We start from the raw sequence: 24,633 nt of genomic DNA, 5'->3' as shown, positions 1-24,633 counted from the left end.
TTTAGATAAATGCCAGCCTGGTTTAAAAGCCAAGCTGGTTTTTCATCTGGCTTAAAATTTCCTGCCAGAGGGGCTGAATCTGCTGTATCTGCTCCAGATTATACTGATACAAGGCCAGACAGCATGCTGCACCTATCAATAGGCCAGCCATTCCCCCTATAACGCTGACACGTAAACGCTGGCTGAGATACCAGAGCAGTGCTAACAGTATACCCATCAACATGCCGCCGATATGGGCTGCGTTATTAATGCCACTAATCATAAAACCCATGCCCAGATTAAGCCCCATAACCAGTAATAAGGATTTTCGGTCCAGAATAAACTGCTGTCGGGGCAGTACTGGTAATAAAGATAGTATAGCCAAGGCTGCCCCCAGACCCATGACTGCGCCCGATGCGCCTGCACCTACACGTGGCAATAGCTCGGGTTCAAACTGATTCAGCAGGCTATATGTATTTTGAACATCAATATAGCCGCTGAGCAGACTTCCCATAAGACCGGCCAGTACATATAAACCTATAAAATAGGACCGTCCAAACAGCTGTTCAGCCACACTGCCAAAGATATAGAGGGCCCACATGTTTAACATAAGATGGATCAGACCAAAATGAAAAAACATGCTGGTGAATAGCCGTTGAGGTTCCTCTAAATAGGTTAAAGGTGCATAATCAGCACCCCAGCGGATTGCATCAATGATCTCAGGCTGGGTAATATCAACACCAGCGAAAATCTGCCAGGCGAACAACCCGACATTGATTGCAATCAGAAGCGCTGTACACCACCAAAGCTGCGTATTGGATTGAACCGGAAAAGGTGAATAGTTCGACATGCTTTTTTAAAAACAGATACGATATGGTCGAAGACAGCTTAACACGAAAAAAAATGAATACAGGAGTAACTCTCTGACATGAAAGCTATTATTGTTCGCACTTTGTTAATTCTTGTCAGTCTGTTTCTTTTAGTACAACTCTGGATTTTTAGCAGTCTGGTGTGGTGGCGTACCCATCCGGTTGAAACCACCATGTTTATGCGACTAGATTACTGGGCAGATCGAAGTCAGCCTATCCAGCATGAGTGGCGTGACTATGACCAGATCAGCGATTACTTTAAACATGCAATTGTCGCTGCAGAAGATGGCAAATTTCTTCAGCATCATGGATTTGACTGGGATGGCATCCAACACGCTATTGAACGTAACGGAGAAAAGGGGCAAGTGGTGGCCGGTGGTTCGACTATCTCCCAGCAGCTTGCTAAAAATCTGTTTTTATACAATAAACGCTCTTTTTTACGTAAAGGTCAGGAGGCTATCGCGACCTGGATGATGGAGCGTATGTGGACCAAACAGCGTATTTTAGAAGTTTATATGAATTCGGTTGAGTTCGGGGAAAATATCTATGGGGTAGAAGCTGCGACCCAGCATTACTTTGGTAAAAGCTCGCATAGTCTAAGCCGTGAACAGGCCGCTTTTCTGGCTGCACTTTTACCAAATCCGAAATACTATGATGAAAACCGGAATGACCGGAAATTACAGTACCGCAAGCGTATGATCAGTAAATATATGCGTTATAGCCATATTCCTTAATAATTTTTTAAAGATAAGCCCATTTTTTGGGCTTTTTTTTATGAAATTGTCAAAATTTTAACGCATACTTGAATGAAATATATCAGTTCTCATTCGTATAGGTTGCAGCATGAATAGTATAGTTCCAGCCAGTCCTTCAGAATATACATATAATGACCGCTACATTAACCGTGAACTGTCCATTCTGGACTTTCACCTGCGGGTACTGGAACAGGCTGTTGACCCGATACATCCCTTGCTGGAGCGTATGAATTTTCTGCTGATTTTTTCCCGTAATATGGATGAGTTTTTTGAAATCCGTGTTGCTGGAGTTATGGAGCAGCTGTACTTGGGAAATGAAAGCCGCAGTCCTGACGGTTTAACTCCCAAACAGGTCCTGGAAAGCATTTCCAAAACTGCACATGAGGCCATTGCCCGCCAATACCGGATATTAAATCAGGAAATTTTACCCAAGCTGCGTGAAGAAGATATCTGTTTTCTGCGCCGTGGTGATTTAACACCTGCCCAATCCGCCTGGGTCAAAAAGTATTTTCAGGAGCAGGTTGCTCCAGTACTTACACCTATCAGTTTAGATCCAGCGCATCCATTCCCAAGACTGGTAAATAAAAGCTTAAATTTTATTGTCACCTTGGAAGGTAAAGATGCGTTTGGCCGGCAGATTGATCTGGCTGTTGTTCCTGCCCCCCGTTCATTACCGCGTGTAGTTCGCTTACCCGATGAACTGACTGGTGGTAAAGAGCATCATGTCATGCTGTCTGCGATTATTCACGAACACGTTTCAGACCTGTTCCCCGGTATGACAGCTACCGGCTGTTACCAGTTCCGTGTGACCCGAAATGCCGATCTGGCACTCAATGAGGATGTGGAAGATCTGGCTAAAGCTCTTAAAGGCGAATTAAGCTCGCGACGGTTTGGCCGTGCAGTACGTCTGGAGGTAACTGAAAACTGTCCACAACATATTTATGAGTACCTGCTAAATGAGTTTGATCTGGATGAGGAGCAGTTATATAAAGTGGATGGTCCGGTCAATCTGGCCCGGCTGCTGTCAAACTTTAAACGTCCTCATCTACGCTATAACTCGCATACCCCGATAATTCCTAAAGTCCTAAAAAAATCAGAAAATATTTTCTCTGCCATGCAGAAACAGGACATTTTACTGCACCATCCATTTGAATCTTTTGCACCGGTAATTAATCTGCTGCGTGAAGCAGCGCGAGATCCGCAGGTATTGGCCATCAAGCAGACTCTATACCGTTCTGGACCGGATTCTGAAATTGTACAGGTTCTGGCAGAAGCTGCACGTAATGGCAAAGAAGTAACCGCAGTGATCGAGCTGCGTGCCCGTTTTGATGAAGAGTCCAATATTGAGGTAGCCAATGTCCTGCAGGAGGCAGGTGCGGTAGTGGTATACGGCATTGTAGGCTATAAAACTCATGCCAAAATGATTCTGGTTATCCGCCGTGAAAACAACAAACTGGTGCGTTATGTACATCTGGGTACAGGTAACTACCATGCAGCCAATGCACGGATTTATACTGACTATGGCCTGATGACCACTGACAAAGAGCTTTGTGAAGATGTACACCGTATTTTCCAAGAATTAACTGGAATGGGTAAAATGGCCAAGCTGAAAAAGCTGCTGCATGCCCCATTTACACTTCATCAGCAGTTGATTCACTATATTGAAGAAGAAATTGCTAATGCCAAAGCCGGGAAAAAAGCCCGTATTATCGTAAAGGTCAATGCCTTAACTGAAATGCAGCTGATTAACAAACTGTATGAGGCTTCACAGGCTGGGGTCAAGATCGATCTGATTATTCGCTCTATCTGCTGCCTGCGTCCGGGACTGCCAGGCCTTTCGGAGAATATTCAGGTCCGTTCTATTGTAGGTCGTTTTCTGGAGCATACACGGGTTTATTATTTCTCAAACAATGGCAATCCGCGTATTTACTGTTCCAGTGCCGACTGGATGGACCGCAATTTATTTAATCGGGTAGAAGCCTGTTTCCCTATCGAAGATCCAGCATTGAAAAAACGTATCTATGAACAGGGGCTGGCAACCTATCTTAAAGATAACCAGCAGGCATGGATATTACAGGGCAACGGGCAGTGGCATCGTGCCCAGCTGGCTGAAGGTGAGGTACCTTACAATGCCCAGCAGACGCTACTGGAGATTTTTCAATCATGATAAAAAAGGAGCCTTAAGGCTCCTTTTTACACTAAATAAAATGATCAGACATGAGCCTAAGCTTGTAACTCACTGCTGATTTTCTGAAAAATCTGTAACAGGACGTCGAACTCGCTCTGTAATGGCGTACTTTTACGGGTAACCAGTGCAAGCGTACGGTTTGGCGCCGCCTCAATCGATTTCACCATCAACTCTTCATTGCACTTAATCATATTATTATGAATGGCAATTTCAGGAAGCAGAGTAAAGCCCAAGTTAGAAGATACCATTTCTACCAATGTAGGTAATGAGCTGGCTTTCAGGCGACTATCATTTTTACGCTCACCAATCGGGCAGGCGCTCAAAGCATGGTCACGTAAGCAGTGGCCTTCTTCAAGCAGCATCAGTCGCGACAGATCCAGATCTTGCAGACTGTTTGCATTGGCTGCTTTCTGGTCAGCCTTATGATAAACCAGATACAAATCTTCTTTTGCGATTTCAGCCACTTTCAAATTACGGGTATCAAACGGTAGAGCCAGAGCAACCATATCCAGATTACCATGTTCAAGCTTTTCTACAATTTTCTCGCTTTGAGCTTCATGCAGATGTAGCTGAATCTTGGGTAACTGTTTATGCACTTCTTCAAGTAGCTGTGACAATAGAAAAGGTGCCATGGTTGGGATAATGCCCAGATGCAGGTCACCAGTCAACGGCTCGCTCATTTCACGGCTTAAACGCATTAAATCCTGAGCATCGGCCAGCAATACACGCGCTCGTGCGACCACCTGTTCACCCAGGGGAGTTAAACGTACATTCTGGCGGTCACGTTCTACCAGAACCCCACCAAGCAAACGTTCCAGCTCCATAATTCCGCCCGATAAAGTGGACTGGGTTACGAATGAACGGCGCGCTGCTTCAGTGAAATGCAACGTTTCAGACAGTGTTACAAGATATGACAGCTGTCTTAAAGAGGGTAATGCAGCCATAGTGTCCTAATGTGTATGATTAAAATGATGAGCAAATAAACTGCTAAGTTTAGGAATAAAATGCGGCGGAATATCATGCCCCATTCCATGAATCAATTCAAACTTAGCGCCTGGGATTGCTTTCGCAACAGCTTTGCCGTGGCTCGGTGGAAGTAAACGATCACGTGATCCATGGATCACTAATGTGGGCTGATGGATCTGTTTATCCAGCTTTAGCAATGAACCTGTACATAATATTGCTAAAAACTGTTGAAGTACACCCGCTGGATAATAACTCCGTTGATATAGTTTACGTGCACTCTGTATGGCTTCAACCTGATTAATATAGCCGGGAGATCCTATAATCTCAAATAACTTCAAACTATGACTAATAATTCCTTCTTCATCATTGCTTTCAGGCTTGCCAATCAGGCTAAACAGCTGTTTTGGAAAAGGAGGGGGAAGCAAAGGCTGATTATTGCTGGTAAACATCAAGCCTAACTTTTCGACCTTATCCGGATAGCGTGCTGCAAGAATCTGCGCAATCATACCACCCATTGAAGCACCGATAACATAGGTTTTTTCCAGCCCCATTCTTTCAAGCAGTAAAGCTACATCATCAGCCATGTCATAGAGGGTATAAGGTGCTCCCTGATTCTGTAGACCAAGCGCAAAACGTCCCATCAGCTTAAAAGTATTTAAACGTGGTCCTTTATGACGTATCTTTGATGAAAGTCCAATATCACGATTGTCAAAACGAATTACCCGATAACCCTGGTCAATTAATGATTTACAAAAGAAATCCGGCCAATATAAAAGCTGCGCACCTAGTCCCATAATTAACAAAATAGTTGGATGTTCAGGTTTACCGCCAATCTCTACATGAAGTTCGATTCCGTTGCCTAAATCGACCCGAGTTTCATGCATAAAAGAAGAATAAGGTGAAGCTTTAAGTTGAAAATTACTATTCATAAAACCACTTATCTCCCGAAACAGCGGTATTGACTGAAAATCACTCTGCTTATTTATGCGCTAAACTTGAGGCGGAATCAAGTCAGGGACCTGTTTTGCCAGGTTCAGGCGCTGCTTGCCTGCTGTTGGACCAAGTAAAACAAAACCGCGTAATGTTCCTGAAGCATCTACAGCTTTGGCAATCAGACCATCTTCAAGCTCTTCATTTTCCCAGGAGACTTCAATATCTAAAGGGGCAGGAAGAACAGTAAGAGGGGCAGCCGGAGTTTTTACTGCAACGGGCATAGCCGGATAATGGACGTGAGTATGCTCGCCATTTAAGGTTTTAGCCAGAGCCCGTGCCTGTTGCATAATCGGCATGACATAAGGGAGCAGGGTTCCATTTACCTCGGCACAGTCACCTACGGCATAAATATCAGGCTGACTGGTTTCCAGCAGGCCATTTGTAACTATACCGCGACTGGTCTGAATCTGGGCTGCTTTCGCCAGTTCAAGGTTTGGCTGCAAGCCAATTGCAGAAAGCACGATATCAGCCTCCAATACTTTTCCATTTGCAAGACTCACAACATAGTCATCATTTTCAATTTTATTAACCTGCTCTACAGTAGTATTAAACACAAACTTGATACCGGCCTGTTCCAGTTTATGCTGGAATGAACTGGCCACATGCTGAGGTAATAAACGGCCAAGCGGTTGTGAGGACAGATCAATCACAGTAACGCCGTGTCCGGTATGCTGCAAGTCATTGGCAAATTCACAGCCAATTAGACCCGCACCTAAAATCACAACACGCTTATCTTTACGCGATGACAGATTTTCACGGAATGTACGGTAGTCGATTAATGAATTTACGACATGAATATCTTCACTGGCGTTCCCGGCAATATTCAGGCGAACCGGATTAGCCCCAACGGCCAGAATCAGCTTGGAATATTTCTGCTTTCGGGACTGCTGATCTTTTTCAATGAGCAGTTCATGCTGCTCAGGATGAATTTCTTTTACCCAAGTAAAGGTCTCAATCTGCATATTGAGCTGGGCCGCCATTTTCTGTGCATCACCCAATGGAATCTGTTCAGGTGATTTATTACCTGCCAAGGCGTTTGAAAGAGTCGGTTTAGCATAATTTACTGCATCATCGGCACAAATCATCACAAGTTCCTGTTCAGTATTTAATTTACGGAACTCCCGTGCAAGGGTATAGCCTGCCATCCCTGAGCCGATAATGACGATAGGGTCCATATTTTTCTCCATGTTCAATAAATTATGCTCGATGTAAAAAAGACCATGTCGGGCATGGTCTTAGTATTATTTAAACTTCGATCATCTCGAAATCTGCTTTAGATACCCCACAATCCGGGCAGGTCCAGTCATCCGGAATATCTTCCCATTTTGTTCCCGGTGCGATGCCATCTTGTGGCCAACCTTGAGCTTCGTCATAAATCCAACCACAAACGATGCATTGGTACTTCTTCATCTGTATCTCCAAAACTGCTGGGCCAAAAGACCTGGCAGGAAAAACAAGCAGCTATTGTTAAATCTTTAAAATTATAAACATTCAGGAATGTTCATCTTGCCATATATTTTTACGCTGTTCAGCAGTCAAAGTAAAGCAAATACCGGAGTTTAACCAGTTTGAAAACTGAGGTAATGGCAGAGTAGGTCAAAAGGAGGGGCAAACAGGCAATATTTTGTACTATCTATTCCTAAATGACTGAATCTCTAAGGATATAAAAATATTAATTGTTTTAAAAATTATCAAATATCAAATATCAAATATCAAATATAGGATCATTCATTATTTTTAATAAAATATCTGATAACAGACATGAGACTAAAAAAGCAGAAGCGTAGATAATAAGACCATAGTCTACTAGCTGGGCAGCGATGATTCATTTATTTTAAAGATAGGTAAAATTTTATTTAGAAATACCTTTAATTAAAATTAATTAAATTCAGACACTTATATTTTTTATTTTTTTGATTACTGAATACTCTGCATTAGATAACTGGCTATAACCTGAATAAAAGCATAAAATTCATGCATTCTTTTTCGTTTTTTCAGATCCTCTCCCATGACCAGTTTGCATACAACATTGTGGACTCATATCCGCACGGTACAAGATTTCCCTAAGCCTGGTATATGTTTTTACGACCTGACACCTTTATTCATGCAGAATATTGCCGCTTTAACAGATGCTTTAATTGCTAGCATTCCGGCTGAAGCGCTAAATGAAGTCGACAGTTTCCTGGCGGTAGAAGCACGTGGTTTTGTTTTGGCCAGTCTTTTAGCCCAGCGTTTAAATAAAGGTTTATTACTGGTGCGTAAAGCTGGCAAATTGCCGCCTCCAGTAGTGGGTGTTGGTTATAGTCTTGAGTATGGCGTAGACCGTCTGGAAATGGCTGATGGTATTGCACCACAGAAAGTTATTATTGTTGATGACGTGCTGGCTACAGGCGGTACTTTAAAAGCTGTAAAACAGCTTGCTGAAAAATGTCAGCATCATATTCTTGGAGCAAGTATTTTACTTGACCTGCCAGATTTACATAGTGATTTAGGGGTTAATATCTGGTCTGTTCTGGATGAACGTACCCAGCCTGAAGCACAAGTCGCCTAAAATTTATTCTTATAAAGCCGGATAATTCAGATAGGTTGCAAAAAATGGTTCTCCAGATGATGCAACAGCTGATTTAAATTATCCGGATTAGACAGGCGGTGACAACCGCCTTCTACTGCTTCAACTAGCATAAACTGTTCCAGATATTCTTGTGCTTCCAGCATATTCAGCTCTTCATCACCCAGTTCAAGATATGCAATTTTGGGTGCATCAGAATCCAGATCTGTCTCATTAATAGATGGATAATCTGTCCGGAATTGTGGTTTCAAACTGGGATTGGCAACCAGTGCCGGTAGCTTGAATAAGGCCGACATCTTTAATGCCCAGTACGCACCCAGGCTATGTCCTACCAGCACATCAGGCTGAATTTTCTGGATTATTTCCTGATAAAAGTGAGCAACTGTCTGATAATTCAGATTACGATAGTCCACTGTAATACAGCATTTATTTTCTGACTGAAGTGCATGGAACTTGGTAGATTCCCGTGAGGAATCCAGCCCATGCATAAATAATATCTTTAATGTGCACTTATTCATTTAATTTACTTCAAATCGCTATCCAGAAATATCCAAGATATCCGTTATCTTTTCTTGTCCCTTCCGGTAGGTAGTTTAATTTTGCGCCTGTCGCTTGGCTGTTAGCTATTGGTCTAGATTAGATCAAAGTCTAAGTAAAATGCATTGATGAAATTATTTTGCTTTAGCGTGATGCAAGGCATACGAAAAATGTAACCAATCTGCTATGCTATGTGACTTCTTTTTATACTTGAATCGAGGCAGAGATGACGCAACATAACGCTCAATCGACTTCTGAACACACTATTTCCGAAAACGATTTAATTGCACAGCGTCATGCCAAACTAAAACAGATCAAAGAGCAGGCCGAAGAGACTGGTAAGAGTCCTTGGCCAAATACATTTAAACGTGAACATTATGCGCAGGATCTACAGAATCTTTTTGCTGGCAAAACCAAAGAAGAAATTGAAGCTGGTGAAAAAGTTTATGTGTCTGTAGCAGGGCGCGTGATGCTGAATCGTGGCTCCTTCATTGTCATTCAGGATATGACTGGCCGTATTCAGCTTTATGTTGCACGTAAAGAATTAGATGAACAGACTCTTGCAAGCATTAAGGGCTTGGACCTTGGTGATATTATTGCTGTACAAGGTTACATTGGGCGTTCAGGTAAAGGAGATCTTTATGTTCATATCGAACATTTTGAATTACTCACCAAATCGCTCCGTCCATTGCCTGATAAGTTTCATGGTTTAAACGATACTGAAGTTAAGTATCGTAAACGTTATCTGGATTTAATTGTTAACGAAGAAACCCGTAAAACATTTGAAATTCGTGCCAAAGTTGTTGCAGGCATCCGTAGTTACCTGAACAGTGAACGTTTCATGGAAGTTGAGACGCCGATGATGCATGTCATTCCTGGTGGTGCTTCAGCACGTCCGTTTGAAACTCACCATAATGCGCTGGATATGCCACTCTTTCTGCGTATTGCGCCTGAGCTTTACCTAAAACGTTTGGTTGTGGGCGGCTTTGAACGAGTATTTGAGATTAACCGTAACTTTCGTAATGAAGGGGTATCGACCCGACATAATCCGGAATTTACTATGATCGAGTTTTATCAGGCTTATGCAGATTATAAAGACCTGATGCAACTGACCGAGAATATGCTAGAAAAACTGGCGCTCGATATTCTGGGAACAACCGATGTGCCTTATCAGGGAGAAGTTTTTAACTTCAAAGGGCCATACAAGAAAATCTCGATGTTTGATGCCATTCTTGAGCATAATCCGGAATTTACACCAGAAAATGTTAATGACCGGGAATTCTTGGCAAAATTTGTTCGGGAAGAACTTAAAGAACAGGTGAAAGCTGGTTTTGGTTTAGGTAAGCTGCAAACAATCGTTTTTGAAGAAACAGTAGAAACCAAACTGCGCCAGCCGACTTTTATTACTGAGTACCCGGCAGAAACCTCTCCATTGGCACGCCGTAATAATGATAACCCCCATATTACAGACCGTTTCGAATTTTTTATCGGTGGTCGTGAACTTGCCAATGGCTTTTCAGAGCTGAATGACCCGATTGATCAGGCAGAGCGTTTTCAGGCTCAGGTTGAAGAGAAAGATGCAGGTGATGATGAAGCAATGCACTATGATGCAGAGTTCATTGAAGCTTTAGAATATGGTCTGCCACCAACCGCCGGAGAGGGAATTGGTATTGACCGTCTGGTAATGATTTTTGCAGATGCGCCAAGTATTCGTGATGTAATTTTATTCCCACACATGCGTCGTAAAGATGTCTGATTACTAAAATAAAGAGAAGCCTGCTGAATGCAGGCTTTTTTATATTCCAAGATTTAGTTATAGATATGTAAATAGCCGAATTTACAATGTTGAAAAACCTAAACGAAATCTTTAAGGTTGGTAACAATAATTACACCTGAGCATGACACTACAATGTTTTTAAAAAAAGTTTTGGGCCTTTCCCTTTTATCGGTCCTGTCTTCTCCTGTCTGGGCACAAGGTCTGGTCCTCAATAACCAAGATTTGCGTACTGATCTGAACTGGTTAAACCAACAAGGTGTAATTCAGATCAGTACTTCAACTTGGCCGCTGAGTGGAGATGAAATTCAACGCGCTCTTGCACAAGCTAATATCAAAAATACTACTCAGCAAAAAGTAATTGATTCTGTACTCAATACTCTAAAAGCTGACAATAATATGCTAAAAGCCGGGCTATTTGCTGAAACTGACCAGAAGGTTCTACCACAAGCTTTCGGCGACAAACAGAAAGCCCAGTATCAGGCCGCGCTTGAATTCAATGCAGGAGGAGAAAACTGGGATGCGAAAGTCCGGGTGAATGCAGAGAAAGATCCGCAAATTGACAATGGACAGGATATTAATGTCGAAGGTTCCTATATTGCTGGTAAACTCTGGAATCAGTGGGTAATTGCCGGTCAGATCCCAAGCTGGTGGGGACCAGGACATGATGGCAGTCTGATTCGTGGTGATGCTAGTCGTCCTGTTATTGGTGTTACTGCTCAGCGTGCAGTACAAGATTCTTTTGAAACACCATTACTTTCATGGATTGGGCCTTGGCAGTATCAGGCGTTCGCAGGTCAACTTGATGATTACTCTGCAGTACCAGATGCGAAACTGATTGGACTGCGTCTGACAGCTCAGCCTTTACCTTATCTCGAATTGGGGGCATCCCGAATGATCCAGTGGGGAGGAGAGGGCCGTCCAGAAAGTTTAAGTTCGCTTTGGGATGCTTTCGTTGGTAATAAAGATAATGGGGGAACAGGTGAGCCTGATCCTTCTAACCAGCTTGCAGGATTTGATGCACGTCTGAATCTTATACCACTTTTAAATACACCGGTAGGTATTTACGGTCAGTATGTGGGTGAGGATGAAGCTGGAGGCTTGCCATCAAAGAAAATGTATTTAGCTGGTGTAGACTACTCATCTGTCTATAAAAACCTGCCATTTCAACTTTATGCCGAGTGGGCAGATACTCGAACCAACGGCGAGGTTCGAGGTGTTTCTTATACTCATAGTACTTATACTGACGGTTACTATCAGCATGGCTATCCTTTAGGACACGCATTGGGAGGCGATGCTCAAATGGTCTCTATTGGTGGAGATATTCGCTTTGATATTATGAACCGTTTAAGTGGACGCGCCCTGGTTGCAAAAGTTAATCAATCTGAACGAAGTGCGAAAAATAATTTAGCTTTTGCACAGGATGATGAAATTAAGGCAGTCGATTTAACCTGGACCCATTATATGCAGCCTGATATTCCTTTAAAACTGAATGGCTGGCTAAGTGATTCAGATGCGAATGGTAATGATGCCGGTGTATCAGTCGGAATCGAGTTTCCGTTGGATCGTGCTTGGGCAGCATTTCGCTAGTTGTGTCTAAAAGAAAAGCCTGCTAAATGCAGGCTTTTTTATTGTTCGCTATTCTAAATAACTGATGAACCCAGTTAGTTCATTGTATAGGTTTTATTTAATGCACAATTTATAACTTCTTATATGAAAACCAAGAATATACATATCACAAAAGAAGCAATAGCCCAGACTGGCAAATCACTATAATGAATATAGTTCGTCAGATGCGTAATAAGCATCGATCCAAGTTTTAATCAAGATAGACATCCGGAGTTGTTATGGCAATCGTTCCTCCAACTGAGGAAAGACTTACACATCTAAAACAGCTTGAAGCTGAAAGCATTCACATTATTCGTGAAGTTGCTGCCGAATTTGAAAATCCGGTGATGTTGTATTCTATTGGTAAAGATTCTGCGGTAATGCTTCATCTGGCTATGAAAGCATTTTATCCAGCTAAGCTTCCTTTTCCGTTACTGCATGTAGATACCGGCTGGAAATTCCGTGCCATGATCAAGTTCCGTGATGAGATGGCGAAGAAACTGGGTCTGGATCTGATTGTTCATCAGAATAAAGAAGGCCACGATGCCGGAATCAATCCGTTTGATCAAGGCAGCTCAAAATATACTGATATCATGAAGACCCAAGGTTTAAAGCAAGCTTTGGACAAATACCAGTTTGATGCAGCTTTTGGCGGTGCACGTCGTGATGAAGAAAAATCACGTGCTAAAGAACGCGTCTATTCATTCCGTGATTCTAAACACCGCTGGGACCCAAAAAACCAGCGACCAGAACTCTGGAATATTTATAACGGTAAAGTAAATAAAGGTGAAAGTATTCGTGTCTTTCCTTTATCAAACTGGACCGAGCTTGATATCTGGCAATATATTTTCCTTGAAAATATAGAACTTGTACCTTTGTATTTCTCTGCTGTACGTCCAGTGGTAGAACGTGATGGTACACTGATTATGGTAGATGATGAGCGTATGCGTCTGAAAGAAGGCGAAGTTCCACAAATGAAATCTGTACGTTTCCGTACATTAGGCTGTTATCCGCTTACAGGGGCTGTGGAATCTACAGCAGCAACCTTGCCGGATATCATTCAGGAAATGCTTTTAACCACCAGCTCCGAACGTCAGGGTCGCATGATTGACCATGATGAAGCAGGGTCGATGGAAAAGAAAAAGCAAGAAGGTTATTTCTAAAAATTTGTGGAGCGTGATGTATGTCTCATCAGTCTGAACTGATTAGCCAGGATATTCTGGCTTACCTTAAACAGCACGAGCAAAAAGACCTTCTACGTTTTTTGACGTGTGGTAATGTTGACGATGGTAAAAGTACCTTAATTGGCCGCTTATTATTTGATTCAAAGCTGATCTATGAAGATCAGTTACAGGCAGTAACCCGCGACAGTAAAAAAGTCGGCACTACAGGGGATGCACCGGATCTGGCTCTTCTGGTTGACGGTTTACAAGCAGAACGCGAGCAGGGCATTACGATTGATGTCGCTTACCGTTATTTCTCAACAGAAAAGCGCAAATTCATTATTGCCGATACACCGGGACATGAGCAGTATACTCGGAATATGGCAACCGGAGCCTCAACCTGTGACCTTGCCATTATTCTGATTGATGCACGTTATGGGGTACAGACCCAAACCCGCCGTCACAGCTATATCGCCAGCCTGTTAGGTATTAAAAATATTATTGTTGCCATTAACAAAATGGACTTGGTAGACTTTTCTGAAGCCCGTTTTAACGAGATCCAGGCTGAGTACAATGATTTTGTTAATCAGCTGGGCGACCGTAAACCGGCTAATATTATCTTTACGCCGATTTCAGCATTAAATGGTGACAATGTAGTCAATCCATCAGCCAATACCCCATGGTATAAGGGCCAGACCCTGATGGCGACGCTGGAAAATGTAGAGATCAACCGTAATTCTGCTAAGCAGGAATTCCGTTTTCCAGTGCAGTACGTAAACCGTCCAAATCTGGATTTTCGTGGATTTGCTGGTACGATTGCATTAGGCACGGTAAATGTGGGTGATGAAATCATTGCCTTACCATCAGGTAAACGATCAACAGTCAAAGAAATCGTGACCTATGATGGTAATCTTGAGCAGGCAGTTGCAGGGCAGGCAGTCACTTTAACCTTGAATGATGAGATTGATATTTCTCGCGGTAACCTGATTGTTAAAGCAGGTGACCAGCCAGAAATCTCACGTTCTGTACGTGCTACCGTCGTATGGATGACTGATCAGCCTCTTGTAAAAGGCAAGCTTTATAATATTAAGCTAGGCACACAAACTGTTCCAGCCAAAGTCACCGAGATTAATTACCGCGTCAATGTGAATACGCTTGAGCAAACTCAGGTAGAACAGCTTGAACTTAATGCAATTGCCAATGTAACAGTGGAATTTGATGCACCTGTAGTCTTTGACCGTTACCAGGACAGCCGCTATACCGGTGCATTTATTTTTATTGACCGTCTGAGCAATGTGACAGTTGGCGCAGGTATGGTTGAATCTGCCGTTGAGTGGAATGCCAATGGCAAGCCAGTTACTGCAGAAGACCGTGCTGCACGTTTAGGTCAAAAACCTGCGGTTGTGAGTGTAAATACACAAGTACTTGAACATGCTCAAGGGCTGGAAAGTCTACTCATGCAGCAGGGCATAGTTGCACTTGCTAAGGTTGGCTTAACGGCAGAGCAGGCAATCCTGTTACGTGAAACAGGTATTGTAGTGATTACAGATATTACAGAAGGTGCTGATGTTAAGCTCAATTTAGATACGGTTGAAGATCTGGCTGATAAAATTGTCGAATTAGTTCGTCTATAAGACTCAACTATTTTAAAAAAACCCGTCTTAATGGCGGGTTTTTTTATTAAAAGCATACTTATAAAAATATTAAATTTCCGTGTTGAAAACTTTTATTTTAATCGATGGATTTCTAATTTGATTACTTTTACTTATACATCAGAAAAACCAAACCGGCGAACCAGTCTGGTTTTTAATTTAAAAAAAAGATTACTGAACATTTACCTGTACAGGTGGCGCATAAATTGTATATTGACTGGTTGTGTCAATATTATAGGTATAGCTCGGCATAACGTAAGCTGTACCTTTCTCAGAGAAACTTAGTTGCCCTTGCGCATTCTGGCTGTATTTTCCGGAAGTAGGTAATAGCAGCATCTGACTAAAAGTAATATTGCTAACTTGGCCTTTCTGCGTAATCTTTTCACCCTGAATACTGACAGGCTTACCAATACTGGCATTAACCTGAGCAGGGACTTTGAGTTTTACCACAAAGTCTGATGCATCATGAGCGTAGTCAGTGGTTAAACCATGGGTTCCTGCAATATACATCCGGTTGAAATCGGCCTTATTTGTACGGAAAGTCCATGGCCAGAATGTTACACCCCGGTCTTTGGCCATATTCATTAAATTGGTAGACAACCCATTATAGGATGGATTAAAGGTAGAGGAATACTGCTGCGTTGCATCTAGGATACGACGTGTATTGACTATATCGCTTTCTGCGGTAGGAGTGTTAGTTAGAAAACCGGTAGATACACCTGGTAAAATATTTTTCATCTTTAAAAGTTGAGGCCCATTAAAACTGATCACCACGACTTGATCATAAACATCATGTTTATCTAACAAAGCTTTTAATGCAGGTACAATTTCTGGTTTAGAACTCTTGATTTCAATAAAATGCATTACATTCTTATGAGGTTTTACAGCGTCCAGAAATTCCTCTAAAGTAGGTACAGTACGGTTATAGCCTAGTGTACGAAGCTGACGTACTTCAGCTAATGTCATATCTTCAATATTACGGTCTACCCCAGTTGTCCGTTTCGCTGACCCATCATGCATAATGACAATATGACCGTCAGTAGTCAGATAGATATCGTTTTCAACTGCATCTGCTCCTACTTCAACGGCCTTTAATGCACCTTCTAGAGTATTTTCATCATCAAGTGCCGGTATACCACGGTGACCGGTAATAAGCGGTTTGCGAAGCAGAGTATTTGGTTTCATACTTTTCATGATGTTCTGAAATACATCAGGAGAGGTAGCAATAATTCCATTAACCCCACTTGTAAGAATCCTGGCAGCCTTTACCGGATCAGTAGTGGTGCTATAAGCCCACGGTGTAAGCAATAACCGTTGTAAATGGCTAACAGTGATATCATTCACAAGCTGCTCAGGTAAAATTATAATTTTTGCCAAAGCCGTATTGGTGTTATGAGTAATAGTGACAATATCTTTTACGCTATTGGTCAGGTTTAGCTGTTTTGAATAATCCAGTGCAGTCCGTACTGTGGGCAGGCTGATACGGGCTTTACGTAGTAGCTCAACGTTGTCTGAACTTAACGTAATGTCTGCAATATCAACTGAATCTGAAAATACCTTTAAATGTTCAATTGTTGACTCGTTTTTAATGCTGAACAGGGGCATGGTGTTACGTTTAGGATCACTTAAATAATCTTTTAGAGAAGTGATTTTTTTATTGGATGTATCAAGAATATTTAACTGATCGTCCAGCTGATAATAAACTTGGCTTACAGCATTTGAAATCACTCCTTGAGTTGAGGCGGGCTGAATCAAAGTGGGTGCCATAGAAACCGGCAGGCTCTGCTCGGCTATAGGCGTAACTTTATTTGATTCAGGCAAGGCATCCAACTGTTGGGTAACCTTGATACTATCTACCCGCATCAAGAGACCCGCAGTCGAGAGTCCTATTCCGCCCTGATTCAGGTTGTAAGGTAAAGTGGTATCGTGGATCAGATTATTATCCAGATAATGGCGTACCCGGTTGCCGGATACGACTACCGTGGCTTTATAGGTTCTATCACCTTCGATATTTTCTTTATAGGCCCCTTTTTGTAACACATTCCAGGCATTGGTAGGCTGTCGTAATGCCAGTTCTACACCACTTGCTCCAGTTGCCTCGGCACGGATTGCAAACTGGTAATAAGGTGTAAATGCCGGTTCACTTAAAGCATCAGCTGCACGATACATAATACTGCCCCAGCGGGTAGCATTATTTTTTTCAGGATAGCTAAACTCAATATCGATCCGATAGTCGCGTAATTTATGAAATTCTTCAGGCAAGATAACCGAAGTCATCTGGGTATCATTAGCCCGGCCATCAATAAATAGGCTGCCATTTTCTATATAAACTTTTCCTGCATTTGCTTTAGGGGCAATCCAGCCTGCCGGAAGAGCGGTCAGCTGGTCAAAAGTTTCATCAATGTAAATTTTGGGTTGTGGTACTTCTTCACTTGGGTTAGTGGGGGTTGGAGCTGGAGGAGTCACTACTGGCGTATCATTCGAGCCGTTATTTCCACTTGAGTCGTGATCATCATTACAGGCGACAAGGCCCAGAACCAGCAAGATAGTAAAGCTCAACTTGGCAAATTTCATGAGTAACCTCAGTTTTAGTTATAGTTCGGGCCAGAAGGCTAGAGCACTAAAATGACAAGTAGATGGATTCAGCAGTTATTTAAAAAATTCTTACATATTAAAGTTTTATTAATTTCATATGGATGAGACACAAGTATGCTGATAGCTAATGTTTTATGCGGGGAATGTAAATAAGTGGAGTGAAAACCGGTAATCTGCCGGTTGCTGTTTAAATGTATACATAAATCCGGCTAAGCTTCATTGTGGCAAATTTATATGTTCAAATAGCAGCTAGAAACTTGAACAGTAACAGATAGGGAAAGATCATGTCACAGCAAACCACCATGCAACAGGTCATTATTACTGAACCGGGCGGCCCAGAAAAGCTGGCCTATGAAAGTGTTGCTATTCCAGTACCAAAAGCTGATGAAGTTTTAGTCAAGGTTCATGCTTTCGGAATTAACCGGCCAGATATCCTGCAACGTCAGGGACTTTATCCGATGCCTGCAGGGGTCACTCCGGTTCCTGGTCTGGAAGTGGCTGGTGTGGTCGAAGCAGTAGGTAAAGACGTAACTCAGTTTAAAGTAGGTGATCCGGTCTGTGGACTCACCAATGGTGGTGGCTATGCCGAATATTGTGTAGTACCTGAAACCCAGACTCTAATAGTTCCAGAAGGAGTCAGCCTAGTTCAGGCTGCTGCTATTCCAGAAACATTTTTTACGGTTTGGGCTAACCTGTTTCAGATGGGTAAAGCCAAAGCCGGGGAAACTGTACTGATTCATGGTGGCACCAGTGGTATTGGTACTACAGCCTTAATGTTATGTAAGGCACTAGGCATTAAAACTTTCGCCACAGTCGGCAGTGATGAAAAAGTTGCAGCAATTGCGCATCTGACAGATGCGATTAATTATAAAACCCAAGACTTTGAAAGCTACATTACTGAGAAGACTGACAAGAGCGGTATAGATGTGATACTGGATATTGTTGGGGCACCCTATCTTGAACGTAACTTGAACCTGCTGCGTAAAGATGGTCGTTTGGTTTATCTGGCCTTTTTAGGTGGACGTAAAGCCAAAGAAATAAACCTTGGCCATATTATGATGAAACGTCTGACTATTACTGGTTCGACCATGCGTGCACGCAATACTGCAGAAAAACACACCATTGCTGAAGGTCTAAAACAGCATGTCTGGCCTTTATTGGCAAAAGGTGAGTGTTTGCCAATGATTTATCAGACCTTTAAGTTCGATCAGATACAAGATGCTCATGCAGCAATGGATACGGGCGAACATGTAGGCAAAGTTGTAGTAGAAATACTCTAATCTGTATTTCTGTTATTAAAAAGCCGCCCGTTAGGCGGTTTTTTCTCACCATGAAATTTAAAATAGAGAGAAACATGAATTTAAATACGGTCCCATATCTAAAATCACATTTTCAGAAGTCATTTTATGTCAAAATAAGCGTTTAGTATATTGTCCAAGGACTTTCCATGACTGAACACTCTTCCGAACAGCTTAGCGATATTGAAAAACTGGATATTCTAAATGCCATGAAAAATGATGCCTTAGATATACAGGCAAAAGAAATCATTCGTTCCGGTGGCAAGGCTGGACGTCAGGAAAGTCATCGGAATGCTCTGATTGCACTGAATCAGGCTTTTGAAAATAATTTTGTTGAAGCGGTAACCCTTGCACTAAACCTAAATGAGGCCCAGGCCAAAAAAATTCGCTATAAGAAAGACCGTATTCGTATTCTTAAAGCACACGGAATCGATTATATGGCAATTGATGGGGCACAAACTGCTCAGGTATTGGCACAAGTAGCTCAGGCAATTACCCGTGAAGAAGCAGTGGTGACTCATGACCTGCATAATATCTTTCCATTCTGGAAAGAAGGCTGGCCAATGGTACAGTTTGACAATGCCTATAAAATCTTATCAGAAGATATCCAGATTCATTATGAGGCAGTACTCGATACTTTGCTGAATCTGCAATAAATCATTTCATGTAAAAAGAGCCAGCTGGCTCTTTTTTAATGTCCTTATGAATATGATTTTATAATTATTTATAATTTATAAAAACTGCATAATTAAATCGGCCAGTTAACTGAAAATCATATACTTCCAGTTAATTGCTTTAAGGCGGTTAAGCCAATTTGCCAACTGCTTAAGTTTATAGCTATATGATGTCAACTAAGCTCAAGAAAAATGAGCTAGCAAGCCGTAAAGCTTAAATAATTTCTCTTTATCTAATCATTTGTGCCACACGTTAGATGGCAGAAAAAATTAGAGAAATATAGGGGATAAGTCTCCTGTTATTTTTATTCCTATAAAATTCTCTTATTCCTGCTCTGTAGAAGGCGTAGCATTTGGTTCCAGCATACGGGTCACTAGAAGCTGGTCTATTTTGAAATGGTCAACATCCACGACTTCGAACTTGTAGTTGGTATAAATTACTACATCGGCAGGGCGTGGAATCTTGCGGAGCTGGTACATCATAAAACCAGCTAAGGTTTCATAGTTGTCTTCATCCGGCATTTCATCAATTTCGAGGGCATGTTTCAAATCTTCGATGGGGGTACTGCCATCAATTAACCAGGAATTATTATCCCGTTTAATGATTTGCTGTTCTTCTTCAAGTGGCGTCACCCAATCCCCCATAACAGTAATCATAATATCACTTAAAGTAATTACCCCGACCACCAAAGCATATTCATTAATAACAACTGCAAACTTTTCTTTGGTTGAACGAAAACGGTCAAGCAGTTCAGAAAGCGTTAGCGAATCTGGTATGGTCAATACAGTACGTATGGTATTTTCATTGAGTTGAAGCAGGGACTGGTTATTTAAAATTCGTACCAATATATCTTTGGCGTCTACATAGCCAATTACTTCATCGATATGTTCATTACAAACCAGAAATTTTGAATAGGGATACTCTCCCAATTTCTGACGAATGCTGGCCTCGGACTCTTTTAAAGTAAAGTACACTACATTTTCGCGGGTGGTCATACTTGAGGGTACGTTACGTTCTTCTAGCTCAAAAACATTTTCAATAAAATGATGTTCCTGTTTTTGCAGGACACCCGCCTGTGCACCTGCATCCATTACGGCAGAAATATCATCAAAAGTAATATTATCTTCCCTGGTGGTATTTACCTTAAATAGCCGAAACAAAGTATTGGCAATTGCATTAATGAACCAAGCCAAAGGTTTACAGACCTTGATAAAAATCTGTATAGGATTAATCACCGAAACAGCAATTTTCTCAGGCGCAATCATGGCCAGACGTTTTGGCATAAGATCTGCGAACAGAATAAAAAGTGAAGTTACCAGCGTAAAGGAAAGAGCAAAACCTATCGTTTCTGTCCAGGGCCCTTCATAAAAACGGTCAATCAGATTTACAAAATAAGGGCGGAAAGCAGCCTCACCTAAAATACCACCTAAAATTGCTACCGCATTTAGACCAATTTGAGAAGCTGCGAAGAAGTCTGCCGACTGCTCTTGTAACATTAAAACTTTAGTTGCCCGCTCGTCTCCGGATTCTGCCAGAATCTTGAGCTTGACCCGACGAGCGCCAGCCAGTGCAATTTCAGTTAATGAGAGAAAACCTGCACCAATGATCAGGAGAATAATGATGACAATATTTTGAAAAAGGCTCACAAGACACCTGTGTGATTCATCGTTATTATGAAATTGTTTTAACACAAAAAAGGCTTAAGGAATAAGAATTCTCCTTAAGCCTTAGAGTATAAACCGAAAAATAGAAAATAAAGAAATTTACTCTCTAGTAATGAGGTGATAATTGTGAATTATTCATCAGAAATTCTCGGTTTTCATCTTCAATCATCTGACGGGCTACATATAAAATTAACTGACGTAACCAGCGATGGGCAGGGTGATGATGCAAAAGCGGGCACCATGCCATCTTCAGCTCAAACTCAGGAATATAAAATGGCGGATCTTTAATAATCAGATTTTGGCTTTTCGCCTGTAGACGTGCGATACGTGTTGGTAATGTCGCAATCAGATCAACATTTGCAGCCAAGAGCGCCGGCATCTGGTAATGCCGGGTAAAAACTGAAATCTTGCGTTTCTGGCCAATACGTTCTAAAGCTTGATCAATCCAGCCCAGTCCGGCCTGTTTCTCAGGATTCACCCCAAAACCAACGCCCATACCTGTTTTAGACACCCAGATATGCTGGGCATCCAGATAACTTTTCAGGTTCAGATTGTTCATGGCGGGATGCTTGTTATTCAGCAGACAAGAATAACTGTCACGCCACACCAGTACCTGATGAAAACTCTGTGGAATCTCATTAAAACGGTTAATGGCCAAGTCAACTTTACCTTGCTCCATATCACGGTAAGACACATCGCTTGGTGTTAAGAAGTCCAGCACAACATTAGGTGCTTCTGAGCGCAAGGCCTTGACCAGACGTGGTACCAAGGTTGCTTCAGCATAATCTGAAGTCATAATGCGAAATACGCGATTAGACGTATAAGGACGAAATTCGGTACGTGGCTCCAGAATCATGGAAAGATCAGCCAGCGCATCACGAATACGCGGCTGTAACTCTAAAGCACGTTCAGTCGGGGTCATACCCTCAGATGAACGGATCAGCAGTGGATCATTGAACAGGTTACGTAAACGACGTAAAATATTACTCATGGCGGGCTGGGTTACCCCGAGTTGTTCTGCTGCACGAGTTACATTTTTTTCGCGAAGAAGGACATCAAGATAAATTAGTAGATTCAGGTCTACCCGCTCAAGATTCATAAAATAAATACCGAAAATAAAAATGTTAAATCATATTGAATTATGCCACAGTTAAATATATTTGTGCTAAAAGCACTGAAAAATTCAGATAAATAATCTGAATAAGTTTAAAAGGTATTGATCAGTAAAAATCCAATTTTATTGATTAGAATAATTATTTAACTTTAAATGGAGTAAAAATTTAAAAGTTCAATCTATATACAAATGTATTTTTATAAAAAACCTTGAATGATAATTTTTTCTCTTAATTTGTAAGCCCTACTTGGAACTATAAAAGCACTCAACTTAAGTCTAACAAACAAAAAAATGGCTAAATATTAAACATTAAAAGTCAAATCTTATTTAAAATAATTTAATAAAAACAATGGTGTAATATATTGAAACATAATTATAATACGACTTTGATCTAGGTATTTTCTAAAAAAATATTGAAAATCAATGGAGAATATTGGATTAATTTTTTTATCACCACTAAGCTGTGTTCATCGTAACGAAGTGTTCTAAATCTAAACAAATTATACCGAGTATGATTTAGTGCCTCGATTGATGAACTCCTAAAATGAATACAGGAAAATATCATGACTACATATCAAACAGCGATAGATGCAGTACGTGAATTAAAAGCTAAATTTGGCGACACTTGGCGTGATATCAGCCCAGAAGATGCTGCTCGTATGCAACTACAAAACCGTTTCAAAACCGGTTTAGATATTGCTAAATATACAGCTGCTATTATGCGTCGTGATATGGCTGCTTATGATGCTGACTCTAGCAAATATACTCAATCTTTGGGTTGCTGGCACGGTTTCATCGCACAACAAAAAATGATTGCGAACAAAAAATACTTCGGTACAACTGAACGTCGCTATATCTACCTTTCTGGTTGGATGGTTGCTGCACTTCGTTCAGAGTTCGGTCCACTTCCTGACCAGTCTATGCATGAAAAAACTTCTGTTCCTGCATTGATCGAAGAAATCTATACGTTCTTGCGTCAAGCCGATGCGAAAGAACTGAATGATCTGTTCCGTGCTTTAAATAAAGCTAAAGAAGCGGGTGATTCTGCAAAAGTTGCTGAAATTACTAGCCAGATTGATAACTTCGAAACTCATGTTGTACCAATTATTGCTGACATCGATGCTGGTTTTGGTAATGAAGAAGCAACTTACCTGCTTGCCAAGAAAATGATCGAAGCGGGTGCTTGCGCACTTCAAATCGAAAACCAGGTTTCTGACGCGAAACAATGTGGTCACCAGGCTGGTAAAGTAACAGTTCCACATGAAGACTTTATTGCGAAAATTCACGCGCTTCGTTATGCATTCCTGGAAATGGGTCTTGAAGACGGTATCATCGTTGCACGTACTGACTCTGAAGGCGCTGACCTGACTCAAAAAATCCCAGTGGTTAAAGAGCCAGGCGACATCGCTTCTCAATACATCAGCTACCTGGATACAACTGAAATTGATATCTCTGAAGCTCAAGAAGATGAAATCCTGATTAAACGTGATGGTAAATTACACCGTCCTAAACGTTTGGCATCTGGTCTGTACCAGTTCCGTGAAGGTACTCAAATCGACCGCGTTGTACTTGACTGTGTAACCAGCCTGCAAAACGGTGCTGACTTGCTGTGGATCGAGACTGCAACACCAAACGTTGAAGAAATTGCACACATGGTTAACCGTGTGAAAGAAGTTGTTCCAAATGCGAAGCTTGTTTATAACAACTCTCCATCGTTCAACTGGACTTTAAACTTCCGTCAACAAGCTTACGACCGTTGGGTTGCTGAAGGTAAGGACGTTTCTGCATATGATCGCGCTAAATTGATGAGCGCTGAGTATGACGATTCTGAACTGGCTGCCGAAGCTGATGCGAAAATCCGTACCTTCCAGGCAGATGCTTCTCGTGAAGCAGGTGTATTCCATCACTTGATCACATTGCCGACTTATCATACAGCTGCGCTCTCTACTCATGAGCTGGCTCAAGGTTACTTCGGTTCTGAAGGCATGTTGGCTTATGTTGCTGGTGTACAGCGCAAAGAAATCCGTGGTGGCATCGCTTGTGTGAAACACCAAGCAATGGCGGGTTCTGATATCGGTGATGATCATAAAGAAATTTTCGCTGGTGATAACGCGCTTAAAGCGGGCGACGATGCGAAAAACACAATGAACCAGTTTGCTAACCACTAAGGTTTAAGCTGATTCAAAAAAACCCCGCTTCTGCGGGGTTTTTATTTGGTCGACGTTAAAGAACTA

Annotated in this window: 19 protein-coding genes; 10 read left to right on the top strand and 9 right to left on the bottom strand. The window is 41.7% G+C overall.

Annotated elements, in window-relative coordinates; genetic code table 11:
* Positions 1 to 22: 22 nt before the first annotated feature.
* Positions 23 to 829: a rhomboid family intramembrane serine protease gene (locus B3X18_RS10460; protein ID WP_005027306.1), complete on the bottom strand. Its 807-nt coding sequence runs from the start codon at positions 827 to 829 to the stop codon at positions 23 to 25.
* A gap of 78 nt (positions 830 to 907) precedes the next feature.
* On the opposite strand from B3X18_RS10460, the gene mtgA reads away from it, so the two are divergent.
* Both mtgA and ppk1 read left to right on the top strand, forming a co-directional pair.
* A complete protein-coding gene (gene mtgA / locus B3X18_RS10455) occupies positions 908 to 1,582 on the top strand; it encodes a monofunctional biosynthetic peptidoglycan transglycosylase (RefSeq protein WP_005019068.1) in 675 nt (224 codons plus the stop codon).
* Between the two features lie 109 nt (positions 1,583 to 1,691).
* A complete protein-coding gene (gene ppk1, locus B3X18_RS10450) occupies positions 1,692 to 3,770 on the top strand; it encodes a polyphosphate kinase 1 (RefSeq protein ID WP_005019069.1) in 2,079 nt (692 codons plus the stop codon).
* 56 nt (positions 3,771 to 3,826) lie between these two features.
* Here ppk1 and oxyR read toward each other — a convergent pair whose 3' ends face one another.
* The 4 genes from oxyR to rubA form a co-directional block, all read right to left on the bottom strand.
* A complete protein-coding gene (gene oxyR / locus B3X18_RS10445) occupies positions 3,827 to 4,735 on the bottom strand; it encodes a LysR family transcriptional regulator OxyR (RefSeq protein ID WP_005019070.1) in 909 nt (302 codons plus the stop codon).
* Positions 4,736 to 4,741: 6 nt separating this feature from the next.
* The gene (estB, locus tag B3X18_RS10440; RefSeq protein ID WP_005019072.1) at positions 4,742 to 5,686 is read right to left on the bottom strand and encodes an esterase EstB; all 945 of its coding nucleotides are present in this window, start codon (positions 5,684 to 5,686) and stop codon (positions 4,742 to 4,744) included.
* A 60-nt stretch (positions 5,687 to 5,746) separates the two neighbouring features.
* Positions 5,747 to 6,925: an NAD(P)/FAD-dependent oxidoreductase gene (locus tag B3X18_RS10435; protein ID WP_005027302.1), complete on the bottom strand. Its 1,179-nt coding sequence runs from the start codon at positions 6,923 to 6,925 to the stop codon at positions 5,747 to 5,749.
* Between the two features lie 70 nt (positions 6,926 to 6,995).
* Positions 6,996 to 7,160: a rubredoxin RubA gene (rubA, locus tag B3X18_RS10430; protein ID WP_005019074.1), complete on the bottom strand. Its 165-nt coding sequence runs from the start codon at positions 7,158 to 7,160 to the stop codon at positions 6,996 to 6,998.
* 598 nt (positions 7,161 to 7,758) lie between these two features.
* On the opposite strand from rubA, the gene B3X18_RS10425 reads away from it, so the two are divergent.
* Positions 7,759 to 8,301: an adenine phosphoribosyltransferase gene (locus tag B3X18_RS10425; protein WP_005027299.1), complete on the top strand. Its 543-nt coding sequence runs from the start codon at positions 7,759 to 7,761 to the stop codon at positions 8,299 to 8,301.
* Positions 8,302 to 8,327: 26 nt separating this feature from the next.
* On the opposite strand, the gene B3X18_RS10420 is transcribed toward B3X18_RS10425, so the two are convergent.
* The gene (locus B3X18_RS10420) at positions 8,328 to 8,837 is read right to left on the bottom strand and encodes a YqiA/YcfP family alpha/beta fold hydrolase (RefSeq protein ID WP_005404380.1); all 510 of its coding nucleotides are present in this window, start codon (positions 8,835 to 8,837) and stop codon (positions 8,328 to 8,330) included.
* Between the two features lie 245 nt (positions 8,838 to 9,082).
* On the opposite strand from B3X18_RS10420, the gene lysS reads away from it, so the two are divergent.
* The 4 genes from lysS to cysN all read left to right on the top strand — a co-directional run bounded on the left by lysS (position 9,083) and on the right by cysN (position 15,035).
* Positions 9,083 to 10,612, top strand: a complete 1,530-nt coding sequence (gene lysS, locus B3X18_RS10415) for a lysine--tRNA ligase (RefSeq protein ID WP_005027297.1) — start codon at positions 9,083 to 9,085, stop codon at positions 10,610 to 10,612.
* A 153-nt stretch (positions 10,613 to 10,765) separates the two neighbouring features.
* Positions 10,766 to 12,220 (top strand): capsule assembly Wzi family protein, encoded by a 1,455-nt coding sequence (locus B3X18_RS10410; RefSeq protein ID WP_026443967.1) that lies wholly within the window; start codon positions 10,766 to 10,768, stop codon positions 12,218 to 12,220.
* Between the two features lie 257 nt (positions 12,221 to 12,477).
* Positions 12,478 to 13,401 carry a sulfate adenylyltransferase subunit CysD gene (gene cysD, locus B3X18_RS10405; RefSeq protein WP_026443966.1) on the top strand — a complete coding sequence of 308 codons (924 nt, stop codon included), beginning with the start codon at positions 12,478 to 12,480 and terminating at the stop codon, positions 13,399 to 13,401.
* A 20-nt stretch (positions 13,402 to 13,421) separates the two neighbouring features.
* On the top strand, positions 13,422 to 15,035 hold the full coding sequence (gene cysN / locus B3X18_RS10400; RefSeq protein WP_005405014.1) for a sulfate adenylyltransferase subunit CysN: 1,614 nt from the start codon (positions 13,422 to 13,424) through the stop codon (positions 15,033 to 15,035).
* A 189-nt stretch (positions 15,036 to 15,224) separates the two neighbouring features.
* On the opposite strand, the gene B3X18_RS10395 is transcribed toward cysN, so the two are convergent.
* Positions 15,225 to 17,627, bottom strand: a complete 2,403-nt coding sequence (locus tag B3X18_RS10395; RefSeq protein WP_005405015.1) for a glycerophosphodiester phosphodiesterase family protein — start codon at positions 17,625 to 17,627, stop codon at positions 15,225 to 15,227.
* A gap of 305 nt (positions 17,628 to 17,932) precedes the next feature.
* Between B3X18_RS10395 and B3X18_RS10390 the strand changes: the two genes are divergently transcribed.
* Entirely contained in the window at positions 17,933 to 18,928 is a 996-nt protein-coding gene (locus B3X18_RS10390; RefSeq protein ID WP_005405016.1) for an NAD(P)H-quinone oxidoreductase, read from the top strand.
* A gap of 167 nt (positions 18,929 to 19,095) precedes the next feature.
* Positions 19,096 to 19,602 (top strand): hypothetical protein, encoded by a 507-nt coding sequence (locus B3X18_RS10385; protein WP_005027286.1) that lies wholly within the window; start codon positions 19,096 to 19,098, stop codon positions 19,600 to 19,602.
* A 342-nt stretch (positions 19,603 to 19,944) separates the two neighbouring features.
* Here B3X18_RS10385 and B3X18_RS10380 read toward each other — a convergent pair whose 3' ends face one another.
* Complete coding sequence (locus tag B3X18_RS10380) at positions 19,945 to 21,267, bottom strand: hemolysin family protein (RefSeq protein WP_005027283.1); 1,323 nt, start codon at positions 21,265 to 21,267, stop codon at positions 19,945 to 19,947.
* Positions 21,268 to 21,391: 124 nt separating this feature from the next.
* Positions 21,392 to 22,384 (bottom strand): LysR family transcriptional regulator, encoded by a 993-nt coding sequence (locus tag B3X18_RS10375; RefSeq protein WP_005019090.1) that lies wholly within the window; start codon positions 22,382 to 22,384, stop codon positions 21,392 to 21,394.
* 578 nt (positions 22,385 to 22,962) lie between these two features.
* On the opposite strand from B3X18_RS10375, the gene B3X18_RS10370 reads away from it, so the two are divergent.
* Entirely contained in the window at positions 22,963 to 24,567 is a 1,605-nt protein-coding gene (locus B3X18_RS10370; protein WP_005027281.1) for an isocitrate lyase, read from the top strand.
* The last annotated feature ends 66 nt before the right edge of the window (positions 24,568 to 24,633 follow it).

It is taken from the genome of Acinetobacter sp. UBA6571, assembly GCF_002434085.1.
In the GTDB taxonomy this organism is placed as follows: domain Bacteria; phylum Pseudomonadota; class Gammaproteobacteria; order Pseudomonadales; family Moraxellaceae; genus Acinetobacter; species Acinetobacter radioresistens.
Note: the sequence above shows the minus strand (reverse complement) of the source record. Positions and strands in the feature narration are given on the sequence as shown.